The sequence below is a fragment of the Micromonospora cremea genome (assembly GCF_900143515.1).
GTDB classification, from domain to species: Bacteria; Actinomycetota; Actinomycetes; order Mycobacteriales; family Micromonosporaceae; genus Micromonospora; species Micromonospora cremea.
Map to the genome: position 1 here is coordinate 544763 of NZ_FSQT01000001.1, position 15990 is coordinate 560752.

Below are 15990 nucleotides of genomic sequence, written 5' to 3' on the forward strand. Positions count from 1 at the left end.
TCCGGGTGGCGGATCTTGGAGTTGATGGCGAATCCGGATTTCGGTTGGGCGCGGTAGATGCGCCAACGGATGTACGCGCCGTCGGACCGTCGAACTCCGCCGCAGCACCTCGGGTAGGCAAAGACGAACGCGGTGGCGGTTGGCCTTCATGGAGCGCGCCGGTGTGCCGTGATCCGGGACGCTGATCCCACGGGCAACGCCCTGACCAGGCACTTCTGGTTGGAGACCTCTTCGGCGGGCCCGAAGGCCTCAGCGATGGTGGCTTGCGCTTCGCGGGCGACGTCTGCTCATGGCCGATGAGCGAGCACGTCGTTCCGTCCACCCTGCCGAGAACCATTGCGAGTGGCCGGCACCGGACGGCTGGTTGATCGGCCACCGTTCACCGGAAGGAAATGACCCCATGTCGCTGCCCCACTCCCACGCTGCACAGCCCTCGCCTTCGCCTGCGTCCCGTCAACGACGCGGATGCAAACGATCTCATCGTGTTGCAGCGCAGCGCCTACGTGCTGCGCTGCTGGGACGCGCCACCGTGGAGCGATCGCGTGCGCGGCGAGCGGTTCATCACGGCTTGCCGGCAGATGGCAGAGGAGGCACCGGGGCGCGCTGACTTGCCTTTCCTCCTCAGGGATCTGTGGATAGGGCTTGCGGCCGGTCGTTCCGGGGCGGGACGCCCGTTCGAGCGAGGGTGGCCATGGGTACGCCGGCGATGCTCAAGGCCGTTGCTGGGAGACGGCGCGGCGGTATTCGAACCGCGCGGTATTCCTCCAACGGCCACCTCCGGTCGGAGGAAGGCTGCGGCTCAGGCGGGCATGTCGGTGGCTGGAATTACGTGCTCGTATGGCTGCACGGATGGACGACGCGGGCGACATCGCATCTGCCGTGCGGGCGACTGCTCTGCGTGCAGGCCGGCATGCCCCGGGGTCTTCGCTCAGATCGGCTGATCGGAGCCTGCGGGTATGCCGACACTGGCCATCGCGTAGGAAGGCCCCCCGCGGGCTCCGGCAGGTACCCTTGGTCGGTGTTTTCGCCTCAGGGTCCGTCTCTGCGTGAACTCTGCATCCAGGCGTTGTCCTCGGTCGAGCGCGGCTATGACCTGCTAGCTCCGAAGTTTGACCACACGCCCTTTCGCACGCCGGATAGCTTTCTCGGCGCGACCGCCGACGCGCTGTCCGAACTCGGGCCGTTCGATCATGGGCTGGACGTGTGCTGCGGTACCGGCGCGGGCATGCTGGTTCTCAGGTCTGTGTGCCAAGGAGGCATCACGGGCGTGGACTTCAGCGCTGGCATGCTCGCGCAGGCGCGGAGCGCTCACCCGGACGCCACGTGGGTTCGGGCCGACGCTCGGGCCCTGCCATTCACTGAGTACTTCAACCTCGCCGTCAGCTTCGGAGCGCTCGGGCACTTTCTGCCAACCGAGCGACCGGCACTCTTCGAGGGGGTGTACCGCGCGCTGCGGCCCGGCGGGCTCTTCGCCTTGCCGATCGGCGCACCGCCGCCCCTGGCCTCGGTCTCGCACTTGGCCACGCTCGGATTCGACCTGGCCATGCGGGTACGCAATGCCGTGTGGCGACCGCCGTTCGTAATGTACTACCGCACCAGCCCGCTGCCCGCACTCCGCGACAACCTGACAGCGGCTGGCTTTACCGTGACGGCCGTCGCCTTGACCGTCCTGGGCCGGCGCCGGGACGGCAGCTCACGGTGCACGCTGATCCTCGCGCGTAAGCCGGCAGACCTCACGGATGCCCACTCGCGGACCATGTCGCCGCCTTTGGTCCGGGATTGCGTCACATCCACCTAACCGACGGCCGTCCGGATTAACAGACATCCGCTCATGCCGATGTGCGGATGCTCGATCAAGCACTGGAAGGTGCATCGGGCAGCCCGGCCGCTGCGGTCAGGTAGCGTCGCTGGCCCAGCGCGTCGGCGACGTCCAGGCGTTCACAGCCGACTCGACCACCCGCGTAGTGAGGAACTCCCGCAGCGGTACCGCGTCGCCTTGACGACGATTCGGTCGATCGGTGCCTGCCAGGGGCGCACCTGATCCACGAGGCTGGCGGTCAGTCGCGCTTCAGGCCGGCGAAGACGACCGCGAGCGTACGGGCTTGCAGCTGCTCGTCCCATCCACCCTGCAGGGCGCCCTGACACACGCTGGCAAGGAGCGCCATCACCTCGGGTAGCCGTACCGAGTCGGCGACGGCTCCGGCGGCCTGGGCCTGTTCCAGCAGCCTGCCCACCGCCTCCTCCAGGTGACCTACCGCGTCCGGAAGCCGGATGTCCACCCCGGACCCGGCGAGCAGGTCGACGACGGTCTTCTTTGCCGCGGCCTGCGCCACCATGTGCGTGAAGAACGCGAAGAGGTCATGTTTTCCGGCCTCCTCGACGAGCTGCGCGAGCAGTCGCTTCATGATCGCGGCGAGCAGGTCGTGCTTGGTGGGGAAGTGACGAAAGACCGTGCCGATGGCAACGCCGGCCCTCCGGGCCACCTCCTCGGTGGAGGCGCGGGTGCCGAACTCGGCGAAGACCGCCTCGGCGGCGTCCAGGATGCGTGCCCGGTTGCGCTGCGCGTCGGCACGCAGCGGCGACCCCTCTACCAAAGTGAGTCTCCACTCATTATTCTCGGTCGTGCAAGTCGAGTCATGACTCATTATCCAGGAGGACGACATGACACCAAGCGAGATCTTCGACAGCATGCGCGCCCGGTGGCTCGCGAACCTGCCCACCTGCGAGGCAGACTCGCTCGCCGACGACGTGGTGATCGAGACACCGTTCGCCGCACCCGGCCGCCCTACACGTACCGAGGGGAAGCAACGGGTCCTTGAGTACACGCAAGCGGGCCGGGCGGTGTTCCCGGTCCGGTTCGACGACTGCCGCAACGTGGTCGTGCACGAGACCGCTGACCCCGAGGTGATCGTGGTCGAGTACGAACTGGTCGGCACGCATACGGCGACCGGGGTAACCGCCTCGGCGCCGTTCATCGGGGTGCTGCGGACCCGGGACGGCAAACTGGCCCACTGGCGCGAGTATCAGCACACCCTCGCCATCGCTCAGGCCGTCGGTCAGGCATAGCCCCGGATCAAGATCAGGCTGCCCATGGCGATGAAGATGAGCGGGGCCAGCCGGTAGCCCCAGCGCTGCACACCGTTGTGCCCGGCACCGGGCGTACCTTTGATCAGCGCTTGGCGATCGCCTTGCGGTAGTCGGCGTTCAGGCGCTGCCCCGCTCGGCGGACGCTGGAGCTTGTTGACCGGGTCGAAAGCATCCGTCATGCCGCTGACCGCGTGGTCAGCCATCGACGGCGACCCTTTCTCCCTACGCTGGCAGTATGGCCACGTGGACATGGTCGGATGCCTGGGTCTTTTCGTCGATCAAGGGCACCGGTCCGGACGATGGTTACAGGCTGAGCGAGATCCTCATGACGGCCGACACCATCAATCACGCCGTCCTGACCGAAGCCGAGTTCACCCGTGCAGTGCCCCGCCTTCTGGCCGTGGGCCTAATCGGGGCCGATGCCGAAGCCGACCGCTACTGGCTTACTGAGACCGGTCGGGCGCTGTACCGACAGCGGATGAAACGACGCGGCCTGTTCGGCTGGATGGACGCGATCCCTCCGGCGTTGGGCCGACTCGGCGAGCCGCAGGACAGCGCTTGGTCTCTGCCCGCGGGTGCCTTCGACCAGGCGGTTCGTGAGTACCTCAAGCAGGCCAAGCAGACCCTCAAACGGCTGGGCGGTCCAACAGTCCAAGATCCGCCACTGTCGTGATGCAGCTTCTCGGTTACTCGAAGCGCCTCCCTGACGCGTGGACGCAGCCTCCAACGGACGTACTCTCCGCTGCCCGCGACCGGGGCCCGGGATCTGCTGGCCGCACTCGCTGGAGAGGAGCGGCTGGCCGCGGATCCGGCCGCTACCTCCACGTTGGTCGGCCTCTGCGGCGGTCTGATGCTGGCGTTGCGAGTCGCCGGCTCGCGGCTTGCCCGGTGGCCATCGATGCCGGTGGCCGCACTGGTCAGCCAACTCGACAACAGCCGGGACCGGTTGGACCTGCTGGCCTACGAGGACCTGTCGGTACGGGCCAGCCTGGCGAAGGGCGTGGCCGCCGTCCGCACCGACGACGAGGTGGCGGGTCGGCTGCTCGAACTGCTCGGTGCGTCACCCGACGCGCCGATCGTGGTGGAGCGGACCGCCGCGCAGCTCGGCGCGTCCGCGCAGCGGGTGCGTCAAGCCCTTGAGCACCTTGCCGACGCGCACCTGGTCCAACGGGAAGGGCCCGGCGGCTACCGGCTGCCAGCGTTGGTCCGCGACTATGCCGCCGAACTGGCCGCGACGCCGTCCACGCCACCGCTGATTGGCTGGCGGGGCGACCCGGCCGCGGCCTGACGGCCCCACCTCTCGGCCGCGTCCACCGGAGGCAAGCGAGGGCGTCGCTTATGTAAGCAGGCTTTCGGCAGCCGGGCCCAGGCACGGCGCCCGACCAGCGCTTGTGCCAGTTAAGGCACTGGGCTGGCAGCGCCCGATCCGTCGGCGGTAGGCGGCTCGGTGCGAGCCCGGTTCGGGGGAGCAGGTCGGGAGCAGCCGGGTGCCCTGAACGGCCTTGAACAGCGTCCAACGGCATCGGACGGTGCTCACCTGCACCCACGCCTGCCTGTGGCTTCACGTTTCCGCAGCTCAGAGAGGCTGCGGCGTCCTGTTTCACACGGAGTGCTCAACGACTTTAACCAGACGGCAACTGCTGTCTATCTGGCCTGGTGGGGGAGCGTGAGCAGGTCAGGGCGGTAACGACCGGGTGCAGCGGCTGGGCCTTGCGTTGGGAGCAGATTGGGTGCAGACCAGCGAAGTGGTCACCCGATCGAAGAGCTCACCCGGCCGTATCGCAGTGAAGCTGCTGAGCAGCAACGACGCCGCGCTCCGGGGCGCTTGACCTCCCAGTGACGTCCGAAGTGGTCACCTGTCGCTGCTCCCAAGACGGCTAGCGCCGTCCGACATCTCGGACCGTCGAACTCCGCCGCAGCACCTCGGGTAGGCATAGACAAACGCGGTTGCGGTTGGCCTTCATGGAGCGCGCCGGTGTGCCGTTATCCGGGACGCTGATCCCACGGGCAACGCCCTGACCAGGCACTTCTGGTTGGAGACCTCTTCGGCGGGCCCGAAGGCCTCAGCGATGGTGGCTTGCGCTTCGCGGGCGACGTCGCCGACGGCGATTTCTGACCCGCCGGTACGTGTGGGTTGATCTCAGGCCCGCCGGCTGGCGCGGTGCCGCCCCGGTCTGCCGAGCGGGGCGGCACCATGCTGTCATGCGGTGATCACTGCTCGGCGTTGCTCGGCTGACCCCACGGCCCGGTGATGGCGAACACGTAGCCAGGGGTCTGGATGTTGGCGTAGAGGATCTTGCCGTCCTCGCTGAACGTCGGGCCGGTGAACTCGCTCGTGTTGAGCTCGTTGCGGCCGATCGGGTAGGCCTTGCCCTCGTCGGTGACGCCGACCAGGTGCGAGAGACCCTCGCCGTCCTCGGCCAGGATCACCCCACCGTACGGGGAGACGGTGATGTTGTCCGGACCATCGTAGTTGGTGTCCTGGTCCGGGTCCGGGTTCACGCCGAAGATGGTCTTCAGCGTGATCGTCTCCGACTTCGGGTCGTAGAACCACACCTGCCCGTCGTGCTCGTTCACGCTGCCGTCGTCGTGCCGGGCGAAGCTGGCGACGAAGTAGGCCCCACCGTCAGACCACCAGGCGCCCTCAAGCTTGTGGCTCCGGGTGACCTGGTCGTCGGTGAACTGCTTGCGCACCGAAACGGCTGTCCCGTTGCGGTCGGGCACCTCGACCCACGTCACGTTGTACCGGGTGCCCGGCTGGGTAGCCTCGGCCAGATCGGCGATGTGCTTGCTGCCCTTGAAGCAGTTCATCGCCTGCAATGTACCGGCGGTGTCGCCGCCCAGGCTGAGCGCGAGCGCCCGCAGCGCGCCCTTGCCACCGCGGAAGCCGGCCGGCGGGGTCCAGCGGAAGTACAGCCCGTTCGGGCCGCCCGCGTCCTCGGTCTCGTAGATCGCGTGGGTGTCCGGGTCGACCGCGACGGCCTCGTGCGCGAACCGGCCGAGGAACTTCAGCGGCACCGGGTTCTTGTTGGCCTCGCGATCGAACGCGTCGACCTCGAAGACGTACCCGTGGTCCTTCTGGAACGCCCCGCCGGCACGCTGCTCGGTCTCCTCGCAGGTCAACCAGGTGCCCCAGGGGGTAATACCACCGGCGCAGTTCTGCACCGTGCCAGCCACGCTGACGTACTCGCGGACCCGGTTGCCGTCGGAGTCCACCTCGATGTTGGTGGTGCCGCCGCGCGCACCCGGGTCGTAGGTCAGGCCCGGCAGGGCTGGCACGCCGTAGGGCTCGTCGCCGCCGATCTCGTGGTTGTTGACCAGGACGCCGCCGTTCTGGCTGCGGAAGAAGCCGGTGCCGTCGGCGTCGCTCGGGGTCGGCTCGCCCGATTCGAGCAGCGTCACCCCGGCCTGGGCGACGATTTTGTAGGAGAAGCCGGGCGGGAGGGAGAGCAGCTTGGCCGCGTCCGGAACGAGGGCGCCGTAGCCGACCGACCCGCGGGCGGCCTGGGCGGCACCGGAACCGGCGATCGCCTCGATACTGCCGGCGAAGACGATGCCGAGGCCACCCGCCGCGCCGGAGCGCAGCAGGTTGCGACGGGAGATGGAGGAGGTCAAGGGAGAACGTCCTTCCGCTGAAGATCCATACGTACGACCCGACTCAAGTCCTCCGGTGCGAATGCCTCGCAGGTGGCGGTAGACATTTGCGCGAACACGCGGCAAACTCCCAGGTCGGATGCCGCGTCGCGGCTCCACGCGGAAGGCACCGTGGCCTCCTCTCGGCGACGCGGCATTCACGATGCTGATGAGGGCGAGGGCCGTCAGGCGGCGGGTACTGCCGCCTACGCGGCGAGGCAGACATCGACATTCGGTGGGTCCGCAGCCATGTCGACGTTCCCGACCCTACAAGCGGGCGGCGGCTGTTCAGCCGCCGCCGTGCTGTCCGCGCTGACGCGGTTGCTGCCCCGCGCACTGCGTGCGCACCGGATCGTCACCCCGGCCACGGCGTTCACCCAGAACGCGGACCTCACGCCGTTCACCGCGCTGCCCAACCGGACCTCGCTGACCGCGGGTCTGAAGACCCCGCCTGCCTGCGTCCTGGACACCCCGGCTCCGCAGAACCCCAACGCCGCAGCCGCGCCGTCGGCGATTGTGCCGGCGGACAAGCAGGAGGTCGCGACGAAGTGGGAGGACTGGAAGTCGCAGCAGCGGCTGACCGGGCCCGACGCCAAGCCGGACTTCGCGAACCCCGCGCAGATGAACCACTTCACGTGGTACGAGACGCACGAGTGGACGAAGCCGTACCCCGGCGAGGACAAGATCTTCGCAACGGAGGACGTGCCGGGCGCCTACATCCCGTCGGCGGAGTCCGACGGCTGACGTAGGCTGATCGCCTCAAAGGGGCCCCTGTCCGGCATGACCGCTGGCCAGGGGCCTCTTCGTTGCCCTGCCCTGCCTCCGTCGAATTTCTTCGATCGAAGGTGAACCGGGTGTACCAGGGGTGCGTGCCTACCAGTGAGACCCGAGGTCCCGGCGCGCCTTCCCCGACGATCGTTCTGCGGGCTGTCGACCTCAGGCCATGCCGGGTCTCCACGGCGGGAGACCCGGTAGCCACCAGCAGACTCGCCCGGACGCAACGGCCCCCCGGCCGTCGGCCGCGCCCGGATTGAACGGAAGGGGGAGCACCACAACACAACCGCGCCAAGCGGCGGCAGTCGGATGGCACCCCGGCCCCCGCCGCCCGCAGAACACTCGCCACCACTCGGGCAAGAGGGAGCTTGGCATGCACGCACGACCTCGCCGTACCGTCGTCCCACGCCGCAAGACCCTGCAAGTGCCGAATGGATCACCCAACGGCGTAACACCCGCCCGCCGCCGAACCCGAGCCGCCACCGTGATGCTGGCCCTGGCCGCATCAGCCCTGTCCATGACCGCCATCGGCGCCCCAGCCCACGCCGAGGGCGGCCCGACAATGCTCGACCCGAAGCTGGCCGTGCGGACTGCCGCAACGGGGTTGACCAGCCCCACCGGCCTGGCATTCATCGGCGACAACGACATGTTCGTGCTCGAGAAGACGACCGGGCGGATCCAACGCGTCGTCAACGGAGCCGTCGCCAGCACGCCACTGGACCTCGCCGTCAACTCCGGCTCCGAGCGAGGCCTGCTCGGGATCGCCCTACACCCCAACTTCCCCGCGAACCCCGGGGTCTACCTGTACTGGACGGAGAGCACGACCGGCGCGGACACCACCGTCCTCAGCGAAACCCCACTGCTCGGTAACCGGGTCGACCGGTTCCTATGGAACGGCAGCACACTCACCTTCGACCGCAACCTGATCCGCATCCGAGCCCGTCAGGAGGACGCCGGCCAGCCCGCACGCGCCAACCACAACGGCGGAGTGATCGACTTCGGCCGCGACGGGAAGCTGTACACCTTCACCGGCGACCTCGGCCGGCGTGGCCACCTGCAAAACCTCACCTGCGGCCCCACCGCCGTCTGCCCCGGACCGACCGTGCCCGACGACCAGTTCGGCGGCCCGCAAACAGACAACGCCCACCTCAGCGGCGTCGTCCTGCGCCTCAACGACGACGGCACCACACCCACCGACAACCCCTTCTACGGTCCCGGCGCCGCCATGGGCGGCGAGGTCGGCGCCACCTTACAGAAGATCTTCTCCTACGGTCACCGCAACGGCTTCGGCATGGCCGTCGACCCCGACACCGGCAACGTGTGGATGCAGGAGAACGGCGACGACAGCTTCAGCGAGATCAACCGGCTGGAGCCGGGCATGAACGGCGGCTGGATCCAGATCGCAGGACCGGTGCAGCGCGTCGCCCAGTTCAAGGAGATCGAGACGACGTTCGGCGGGCAGAACCTTCAGCAACTGCGCTGGCCGCCGAGCAACATCGCCGACAGCACGCAACAAGCGCTCGGCAGGCTGTACATGCTCCCCGGGGCGCACTACAGCGATCCCGAGTTCAGCTGGAAGTGGGAGGTCGCACCCGGCGGGATGGGCTTCCTCAACAGCCGAGCGCTCGGGGCGCAGTTCAAGGGTGACCTGTTCATGGGCGCCGCGACGCCCGCCCTCAACGGCGGCTACCTGTTCCACTTCAACCTGACCGGCAACGGCCAGAAGATCGCCGTCGACGACCCACGACTGAACGACCGGGTGGCGGACAACCTCGCCAAGCACGAGATCACCGAGAGCGAGAGCCTTCTGATCGGCCGTGACTTCGGGGTCGTCACGGACATCGAGACCGCCCCGGACGGGAACCTGTCCGTTCTCTCGCTGACTAACGGCGCGGTCTACACGGTCTACCGCCGCTGACGAGTCTGACCCGGAGACCCGCCCGCCCGGCATGTCGGACGGGCGGGTCACCCGCGAAGCGGCGGTGCCGACCATCGAAGTGGTCAGCCCATCTCGGGGCGCCGACATCGACGCGGCCCGGACCTCGGAGCCAGACGACTCGGCGACAGCGCCCCTCGCAACCGGAACCCGATCCGAACTGGCTGCAACGTCGAGCAGGCATCAACTAGGCGTTCGACCAAGAGACGTCACCGCTCGACCTGGTGACCCCATCGCCCGGGTCCCGTCGGGCATACCCTGCGCTGCCTCGACCAGCCGGACAAGGGCGCGCTTCTCGATGTCACACCGTGGTCGGGTCGGGTCCAGCAGCTCTCTTACCCCGCCCCGGTCGAGTTGGCCGTGTCAGCCGATCGACCGCCGCCGGTCTCGCGGGCCGAAATTGGGGAGCAGGTTGGGAGCAACCGGGTGCACTGAACGGCGTTAAACAGCGCTCAACGGCACTGAACGGCATCCAACTGCACCCACCACGACCTGCGGGTCCTCGTTTTCGCAGGTCAGAGCCGGTGCGGCGTCCTGCTTCACACCGAAGAGGTCACTGGTTCGGTCCCAGTATCGCCCACCATCAATATCCGCAGGTAGGAAGCTCGTGGTCACCGGTGGCCCCTGGTTCGTCTGGCTGCAGCGGGTGCACCGCTGGGCCACGTACCTCATCACGCCGGTCCTCATCGGACACATCGTCATCGCTGCCGGCCTCCCGCCCGGCTACCGCGGCGTGGCCCGAGCCATGCACCTCGGTGGCCGCCTGCCGCTACAGGTCGCCCAGCGGCTCTGGCCGGGCTGGCTCGATCGGCAACGCGGAGCCCACCATGACAGCTGAGCCGCCGTGCCCGTTCACGACCTCGGTCGCCTCGCTGCTCATCGGCGCCCTCGGCCCGCTCGAACGGCAGGAACTCGAAACCCACCTGCGGCAGTGCCCGATGTGCCTGGAGGAACTCATCCTCCTCGCGCCGCTGCCCGGCCTGCTGCACAGAGCAACGCCGCCTGAGTTGTGCCCCCGATGGGACCCCTGAACGACGGGATGGCGACGGGCGTCGGGGTCGGGCTCGCGGTCGGTGTCCGCGTCGGCAGCTCGGCCGGCTGCTGCGCCAGTTTCGCACCGAGTCCGGCATGACCCTGGGCGCCGCCGCCGAGGCCCTCGAATACAGCCGGCGGAGGATCTGGCGCATCGAGCGCGCCTCACGCAACCAGCGACCGGTCCGGTGGAGCGGAGTGACCTACCGCTCCACAGCGCACACCAGCCTGCTGCCCTGGCAGGTGCGCGAGCGCCGCTTCAAGCTGGTCGGGCTCGGACGCCGCGGCCTGGACCCCTCCGAGGTGTACGCCCGTCTTTGACCGGGTCGCCGACGACGTGGCGGCCGCTACGCGGAACGCACCGTCACCCGGCTGGAGACCAGGCCGATCAAGGCCGCGCTGCACCGCTGGCGGCCCGACCACCCGCGACCGTCGCACCCCCACTGTCCACGTCCCGATGGCCAAGCCCGGCACCCAGCCGAGGATCCGCATCACCTCGCGGTCGAGAGTGGCAGCACGCGGCCTCGGATAGGGCTCGTGGTTCTGGTCGACCACCACCACACCGGTTCCGTGGACACCGAGAAGCGCCGCCAACACTCCACCAACCGGTCCGCATCCGACGACCAGCACGTCAACCTCGACGTCGCTGCGGCCCCTCGGCATCCGAACCTGGCCGAGGACTTCGAGAAGTTGAAGCTGCGTGCCGTCTCGCTCTTCGAGCACATGAGCGAGGAGGTCCTCGAAGCGGGCTTCGCTAGCATCGAGGCAGTGCTGCCCTTACTCGACGACGGGCCTCAATACGAGACCAGCGAGCTGCTCGTCTTCCAGCGCAAGCAGGGTCGGTCCGTCCGCCTGAGCGCTCGCGGGCCATGTTCGCAAGCCTTGGCCGCGGTCCGAAGTGGGTCGTCCCATGGCGGACGGTCCCGTTCGAGGTCGCCTCCTGCTGCCGCCCCGCAAGGTGAACCGCGATAGCGGTGCATAGCCGTGTCACCCCGTACCGGAACCGTCGATCACACATCGATCACACAATTCCGTCGCCGCTACCGCATCGCGTCGCAGTCGCGACAACTACGTCTGGCCGCAGGACGGTGGCCGCGACTCGGCGGACGCGGCCGGGATCGCGGATGCCGTCGATCGCGACGATCTTGTCGTTGACGACGGTGAAGGCCAGGATGGCGGACGGCCGCCCGTTAACGGTGATCACCGTTCCGACTGTGCCGTTGACCAGCGCGGGGTGCAGCTGGGCGCCGCGCGGGGCGCGGGCCAGTTTGGCCACGGCCGGCACGCCGCGGATGACAGTTGGCGGCCGGCCGGAGCCGACGTCGGCACGCAGTACGACGTCGGGGGCGAGGACCTCGACGAGGGCGTCGAAGTCGCCGGCCCGCGCCGCCGTGAAGAAGGCGTCGACAACCTGCCGCTGGCGCGCCAGATCCGGGTCGGGCTGCGGGATCTCGGCGCCGATTACGCGGCGCCGTGCTCGGCTGGCGAGCTGTCGCGCGGCGGCGGGGGTGCGGCCCACCATGCCGGCGATCTCCTCGAAGGGCACCTCGAACATGTCGTGGAGCACGAACGCCAACCGCTCGGCCGGCGTGAGACGGTCGAGCACGACGAGCAGGGCCAGGCCCACCGAGTCGGCCAGCAACGCCTCCTGCTCGGGGTCGAGGTCCCCGTCAGGAATGAGGACCGGGTCGGGCGAGTGCGCTGGGAACGAATCCTCCCGGCGGTGTCGGCGGGAGCGCAGCATGTGCAGGCACTCTCGGGCCACGACGGTGGTCAGCCATCCGCCGAGGTTGTCGATCCGTTCCGCCTCGGATCGGCTCAGCCGTATCCAGGCGTCCTGGACGGCGTCGTCGGCCTCGGCAAGCGAACCGAGCATCCGATAGGCCACCGCCCGCAGCCGGGGGCGGTGCTGCTCGAAGCGCTCGGCCAGCCACTCGGTCTCGTCCATGGGTCACACCATCCCGTCGCCAGCGTTCATAAGAGGTGAACCTTCAGACACCACGAATGTGACAAGCAGCGGGGTTGTGCGAGATCAACCGCAGAGCCCAGCCCGCCTCCTCCTCGCCACGATCGGATAATCCGGCCTAGCACCAACACTCCGACGGGGCCGCAGTGCTCGCTTGCGCTTGACGTGCACAAGCGAGGTAGAACACAGCGGGTCCAATAGGCGGCAGGTTCGAGCACCCATGACGCCCTGACGGGGTGTCGGGATCGAGGGTGCGGCTCTGGAGTGAGCGGGTGGACGACGGACATGGCGCGCTGCCACCCGGCTCCAGCACCTGCGGTCTGCGCCTGGCGGCCGAGGTGAGGATCGTCAGTCCGAGTGTCAGGGGTCCTCGGCCACCCTGTCGGCCAGCAGCAGACGGCCAGGCTTACCGAGGCCGATCTACTCGGTCGCCTAGCGACGAGAGGGAGCTGGCCCCGAAGGCCACCCCTCGGCACGTGGTGCATGCTCAGAAGAGCCGGTACGAGCCGATGACTGTGAGCGCTTCCGACGTCGCCGGTTCGGCCAGCCAGCTCTTCAGCTTCTCCTGGAACTCTTTGGCCTCGGGCAGTGCCGGGAGGGGATTCTCCATGCCGTCCTCGAGCTCCAGGAGGTTCAAGTAGGTCACGCCGTCGGGAAGTCGGCACGAGGCGTAGCGGATGCCCTGGAGCTGCTCCCGATCTATCGCCGAGAACAGCTTCCTTCCCGCCGCCTCGATCTCGTCGATGCTGTCCGTCTTGATCTTGGCCCGAACCATCATCAGTTTCATCGGGCAACCTCCTTTGGCTTCGCCGGGCGGTCCTTGTTGCATCGACCGGCTGTGGTTTCACTCCTTATGAGCCTCGGCGGTGGCGAGATGTGACGGACGAAGGAGCGAAGTGGGGTCGCAGTCGCGACGTCGCCCGGCACCAGCTCGGTAACCTCTCGGAATTGCCCGGCAAATCCTGTGACAATGGGCCGCCCCATGGCCACAGTTACGGCCGTTGGGCGAGATAGATCGTATTGGTGGAGTTGCGACGCTGCAGGGGGTTGTCGAACGTGACGACGTGCGCCCGGGCGGCGCCGAACGTGTCGTCGGGTGGGTCGTTGGACCAAAGCCCGAACACGCCGCCCGGGTGCAGGTGGTGAGCCAGCCGCCGCGACCCGTCCACTGTGTAGAACGCGGCATGGCTGGGATGCAGCCGGTGGCTTGGGCTATGGTCGATGTCGACCAGCACTGCATGGAACCGTCGGCCCAGGCGCTGTGGGTCGAGGCCGCCGGGTTCGGCGGTCATGGCGAAGAAGTCGCCGTGGTGAAGCCGGCTGCGCGGGGCGGAGACGACGGCCGCGGAGAATGGCAGCAGGCGGCGCTGTTGCATTAAGCCATCGCGCCGTCTCGGCGCTGCAGATCTTCCCGTCACGAGGTTCCAGACGGGCGGCAGGGCGGCCATCGGTCGCTGGATAGTGCAGCCAATAGGACACCTTTTGTCCCGATCCTGTAGCCCGAGATGTGGGCCCCAAGCTCGATCTTGCAGGAAGTCTTGCGACAAGTGATCTTGACGATCCCTTAACGCAACAGCGCCGGGTGTGGGCTGCCACCTCAGCCCAGCTCTTATCCCCGGTGGATGGCGCGGCGAAGCTCGGCAGGGCGCGCCCGGCCCGGGGCCGCCAGCCGGCGATCAACGCGGCGAAGGTCGAGGCGATCCTGCGCGCCGCACTGCGCGACAGGCGCTCCAGGTGCGGGCGCCGCGCTGGCCAGGCGCTATGTGGCCGACTGGCGGACAGCAGACGCTCTGGAGGTGACCAGCGAGGCCGTCGCCATCGTGCAGCGCAAGCAGATCTGGATGTGGGCCGCCGAGATCGTCTCCCGCCCCCGCACCGTTGCGCCGATCGCGGCCAGCGCACCGGTGAGGCGGCCCAGCTGGTCACCGCGTTCGCCCGCGGCCTGCCCGGCCGTAGGATCCCTGCGGCTCAGGCCGCCCTGGCGGTGTGTGCTGCGCCATCTGGCCGAGGCCAAGGGCGAGCACACCCGGCCGCGTCCCTGGACGGCCGGGCCGCCGTGGCCCGGCAAAGGCGCCGCTGCGGCGGGCGCTGCACGCGCTATCGGTAACCGCGCTTGAGCAGGTACTTGGCTCCTGCCTGGAAGCCCTCGGGGCTGAGCACCTCGAAGCCGAAGGCGTCGGCAAGCCGGTCGGTCGTGTTGAACGCGACGCAGACCGCCAGCGCGTCCTCGACCTGCCGGGGTGAGACGCCGGCGGACAGCACTTCCCGCATGTCCCCGGCGCTCACCTTTCCTTCGGCGGTCAGCTTGCCCAGCATCCGCAGCGTTGCCCGCAGCGGCTCCTCGACGGGGGCCGATTCCAGGTCGGCCAGCACCGCCGCGACCCGCAGCCCGTCCTGGTACGCCTGACTTGCGGTCGCGGTGTGCGCGCCGACGCAGAACGCGGACTCGTTCACCTTGGACACGTAGGCCGCCATCAGCTCCCGGTCGCCCACCGACCAGTCAGACGGGCCGCGCATCGCCTCGTGGGTGAACTCCTTCGCCCGGGCGCCGTAGAAATCGGGCCGGTAGAAGACCAGCTTCGCGGCGTCCGGTACCGGGTGCCCGGAGAACAGACGGATGAGCGCGAAGAGCACCTTGGTTGCGGGGCTGTAGCCGCGGTTGAGGATGTCAAGTCGCATTATCCGGCCTCTCCGTTGACGGTTGCTTCGGCCAGGGCCGCCAGTCCCGCTTCATAGAGCCGGGCGGACTGGCCGACCGCAGCGCATATCACCAGCTCGAAAAGCTGGTCCTCGCTGAGGCCCAACGCCTTTGCTGCGGCGAAGTCCGCCTCGGTGACTTGCGCGGGCCTCGTGGCGACCTTGCTGATCAGCGTGTCCAACGGCGGGGACAGGCCGTCGTTGCCGAAGGCATGGGCTCGCTGCTGCGCGGCTGCCCTGCCCTCTCCGTTCAGGATGCGATCCACCAGCGCTCGGTGCGCTGCTCGCGTCATGTCGTCCGGCACGGCGCCCTCCACCTTCTCTGCAGCTCGGCTATCTGTCCTCATGTATATGACGATCGGCGCGCCGCCGAACACGAGACGCGGCCGAAGAAATCCGCCAGACTACACCTGCCGCTCAGATGTGCCCGAAGGCCAGGCGACAGTCGGGCAAACATTCTCCTGGCGGCCGTCTCAAGCGCTCGTCCGCCGATCGTCTGGCTAGTAGAAGGCGGATCCAAGCCGCCGGGGCCACAGCGCGAAGATCGGCAAAGATCGCATCGGGCACCTGTTGACCATATCGACCACCAGGCGTCCCGACGACAGGAATACGGCCGCCGCCGAGATGCACTCTCATGCCGCGATCGATGCCGAAGCCGAGCCGGACGGCGACCTCTGCGTACGGCTTATGGATCCGATTGACCGTCCGCTGTCACGTCGTTAACCGGTGTGGGTGGTGGCCGTCGTCCAGGAGCCGCTGGCGACGAACCGGCCGAACCGTGCTTGTCGTAGCCGACGTGGTCGGTGCTCTAGCCGTCCAGCGTGGATTCCGGGACCCGCTTGGTCCGTGACCGCGTCCGCCGGCC

General features: G+C 68.5%; 17 protein-coding genes and 2 pseudogenes. 10 read left to right on the forward strand and 9 right to left on the reverse strand.

What is annotated here, in order from left to right; all coding sequences use genetic code 11:
- Positions 1-1018 precede the first annotated feature (1018 nt).
- Complete coding sequence (locus BUS84_RS02365; RefSeq protein ID WP_084757075.1) at positions 1019-1798, forward strand: class I SAM-dependent methyltransferase; 780 nt, start codon at positions 1019-1021, stop codon at positions 1796-1798.
- A gap of 259 nt (positions 1799-2057) precedes the next feature.
- On the opposite strand, the gene BUS84_RS02370 is transcribed toward BUS84_RS02365, so the two are convergent.
- On the reverse strand, positions 2058-2594 hold the full coding sequence (locus BUS84_RS02370; protein ID WP_074308356.1) for a TetR/AcrR family transcriptional regulator: 537 nt from the start codon (positions 2592-2594) through the stop codon (positions 2058-2060).
- Positions 2595-2661: 67 nt separating this feature from the next.
- On the opposite strand from BUS84_RS02370, the gene BUS84_RS02375 reads away from it, so the two are divergent.
- Positions 2662-3066 (forward strand): nuclear transport factor 2 family protein, encoded by a 405-nt coding sequence (locus tag BUS84_RS02375; protein WP_074308358.1) that lies wholly within the window; start codon positions 2662-2664, stop codon positions 3064-3066.
- Here BUS84_RS02375 and BUS84_RS37115 read toward each other — a convergent pair.
- Complete coding sequence (locus BUS84_RS37115) at positions 3057-3290, reverse strand: hypothetical protein (RefSeq protein ID WP_143728168.1); 234 nt, start codon at positions 3288-3290, stop codon at positions 3057-3059. The two genes, BUS84_RS02375 and BUS84_RS37115, sit on opposite strands and share 10 nt — an antisense overlap.
- A 32-nt stretch (positions 3291-3322) precedes the next feature.
- Here BUS84_RS37115 and BUS84_RS02380 point away from each other — a divergent pair, with 32 nt between their 5' ends.
- Together BUS84_RS02380 and BUS84_RS02385 are read left to right on the forward strand one after the other, a co-directional pair.
- On the forward strand, positions 3323-3760 hold the full coding sequence (locus BUS84_RS02380) for a hypothetical protein (protein WP_074308360.1): 438 nt from the start codon (positions 3323-3325) through the stop codon (positions 3758-3760).
- Positions 3761-3985: 225 nt separating this feature from the next.
- A complete protein-coding gene (locus BUS84_RS02385) occupies positions 3986-4375 on the forward strand; it encodes a hypothetical protein (protein WP_143728169.1) in 390 nt (129 codons plus the stop codon).
- Positions 4376-5298: 923 nt separating this feature from the next.
- Here the strand turns inward: BUS84_RS02385 and BUS84_RS02390 are convergent.
- Complete coding sequence (locus BUS84_RS02390; protein ID WP_074308364.1) at positions 5299-6702, reverse strand: alkaline phosphatase PhoX; 1404 nt, start codon at positions 6700-6702, stop codon at positions 5299-5301.
- Between the two features lie 267 nt (positions 6703-6969).
- Between BUS84_RS02390 and BUS84_RS02395 the strand changes: the two genes are divergently transcribed.
- The 5 genes and pseudogenes from BUS84_RS02395 to BUS84_RS40525 form a co-directional block, all read left to right on the forward strand.
- Positions 6970-7464 (forward strand): hypothetical protein, encoded by a 495-nt coding sequence (locus BUS84_RS02395; RefSeq protein ID WP_208869497.1) that lies wholly within the window; start codon positions 6970-6972, stop codon positions 7462-7464.
- Between the two features lie 403 nt (positions 7465-7867).
- Positions 7868-9412 carry a PQQ-dependent sugar dehydrogenase gene (locus BUS84_RS02400; RefSeq protein ID WP_159450958.1) on the forward strand — a complete coding sequence of 515 codons (1545 nt, stop codon included), beginning with the start codon at positions 7868-7870 and terminating at the stop codon, positions 9410-9412.
- 625 nt (positions 9413-10037) lie between these two features.
- The gene (locus BUS84_RS02405) at positions 10038-10268 is read left to right on the forward strand and encodes a hypothetical protein (protein ID WP_074308368.1); all 231 of its coding nucleotides are present in this window, start codon (positions 10038-10040) and stop codon (positions 10266-10268) included.
- On the forward strand, positions 10258-10461 hold the full coding sequence (locus BUS84_RS02410) for an anti-sigma factor (protein ID WP_074308370.1): 204 nt from the start codon (positions 10258-10260) through the stop codon (positions 10459-10461). Before BUS84_RS02405 ends, BUS84_RS02410 begins: the two co-directional genes overlap by 11 nt.
- Positions 10462-10528: 67 nt before the next feature.
- Positions 10529-10891, forward strand: a pseudogene (locus tag BUS84_RS40525) (helix-turn-helix domain-containing protein); the annotation flags it as partial.
- A gap of 111 nt (positions 10892-11002) precedes the next feature.
- On the opposite strand, the pseudogene BUS84_RS41075 reads toward BUS84_RS40525, so the two are convergent.
- From BUS84_RS41075 to BUS84_RS02435, 4 genes and pseudogenes are all read right to left on the reverse strand, one after another.
- A pseudogene (locus BUS84_RS41075) lies at positions 11003-11125 on the reverse strand (FAD-dependent monooxygenase); the annotation flags it as partial.
- A gap of 358 nt (positions 11126-11483) precedes the next feature.
- Positions 11484-12410 (reverse strand): sigma-70 family RNA polymerase sigma factor, encoded by a 927-nt coding sequence (locus tag BUS84_RS02425; protein ID WP_074308376.1) that lies wholly within the window; start codon positions 12408-12410, stop codon positions 11484-11486.
- Between the two features lie 505 nt (positions 12411-12915).
- Positions 12916-13215: a hypothetical protein gene (locus BUS84_RS02430; protein WP_074308378.1), complete on the reverse strand. Its 300-nt coding sequence runs from the start codon at positions 13213-13215 to the stop codon at positions 12916-12918.
- A 205-nt stretch (positions 13216-13420) separates the two neighbouring features.
- Positions 13421-13876 (reverse strand): hypothetical protein, encoded by a 456-nt coding sequence (locus tag BUS84_RS02435; RefSeq protein ID WP_208869498.1) that lies wholly within the window; start codon positions 13874-13876, stop codon positions 13421-13423.
- A gap of 348 nt (positions 13877-14224) precedes the next feature.
- Here BUS84_RS02435 and BUS84_RS37130 point away from each other — a divergent pair, with 348 nt between their 5' ends.
- Positions 14225-14545, forward strand: coding sequence for a hypothetical protein (locus BUS84_RS37130; RefSeq protein ID WP_143728170.1), 321 nt, complete (start codon positions 14225-14227; stop codon positions 14543-14545).
- Here the strand turns inward: BUS84_RS37130 and BUS84_RS02445 are convergent.
- A complete protein-coding gene (locus BUS84_RS02445; RefSeq protein ID WP_074308384.1) occupies positions 14526-15107 on the reverse strand; it encodes a carboxymuconolactone decarboxylase family protein in 582 nt (193 codons plus the stop codon). The genes BUS84_RS37130 and BUS84_RS02445 overlap by 20 nt on opposite strands.
- A complete protein-coding gene (locus BUS84_RS02450; protein WP_084757410.1) occupies positions 15107-15430 on the reverse strand; it encodes a carboxymuconolactone decarboxylase family protein in 324 nt (107 codons plus the stop codon). Before BUS84_RS02450 ends, BUS84_RS02445 begins: the two co-directional genes overlap by 1 nt.
- Positions 15431-15990: the final 560 nt, after the last annotated feature.

What these genes read in the sequence shown, in the direction of transcription:
- BUS84_RS02375 (WP_074308358.1), top strand. Translation starts at nt 2,662, where the DNA reads ATGACACCAAGCGAGATCTTCGACAGCATGCGCGCCCGGTGGCTCGCG.
- BUS84_RS37115 (WP_143728168.1), bottom strand. Translation starts at nt 3,290, where the DNA reads ATGGCTGACCACGCGGTCAGCGGCATGACGGATGCTTTCGACCCGGTC.
- BUS84_RS02380 (WP_074308360.1), top strand. Translation starts at nt 3,323, where the DNA reads ATGGCCACGTGGACATGGTCGGATGCCTGGGTCTTTTCGTCGATCAAG.
- BUS84_RS02385 (WP_143728169.1), top strand. Translation starts at nt 3,986, where the DNA reads ATGCCGGTGGCCGCACTGGTCAGCCAACTCGACAACAGCCGGGACCGG.
- BUS84_RS02395 (WP_208869497.1), top strand. Translation starts at nt 6,970, where the DNA reads ATGTCGACGTTCCCGACCCTACAAGCGGGCGGCGGCTGTTCAGCCGCC.
- BUS84_RS02400 (WP_159450958.1), top strand. Translation starts at nt 7,868, where the DNA reads ATGCACGCACGACCTCGCCGTACCGTCGTCCCACGCCGCAAGACCCTG.
- BUS84_RS02410 (WP_074308370.1), top strand. Translation starts at nt 10,258, where the DNA reads ATGACAGCTGAGCCGCCGTGCCCGTTCACGACCTCGGTCGCCTCGCTG.
- BUS84_RS02425 (WP_074308376.1), bottom strand. Translation starts at nt 12,410, where the DNA reads ATGGACGAGACCGAGTGGCTGGCCGAGCGCTTCGAGCAGCACCGCCCC.
- BUS84_RS02430 (WP_074308378.1), bottom strand. Translation starts at nt 13,215, where the DNA reads ATGAAACTGATGATGGTTCGGGCCAAGATCAAGACGGACAGCATCGAC.
- BUS84_RS02435 (WP_208869498.1), bottom strand. Translation starts at nt 13,876, where the DNA reads ATGGCCGCCCTGCCGCCCGTCTGGAACCTCGTGACGGGAAGATCTGCA.
- BUS84_RS02445 (WP_074308384.1), bottom strand. Translation starts at nt 15,107, where the DNA reads ATGCGACTTGACATCCTCAACCGCGGCTACAGCCCCGCAACCAAGGTG.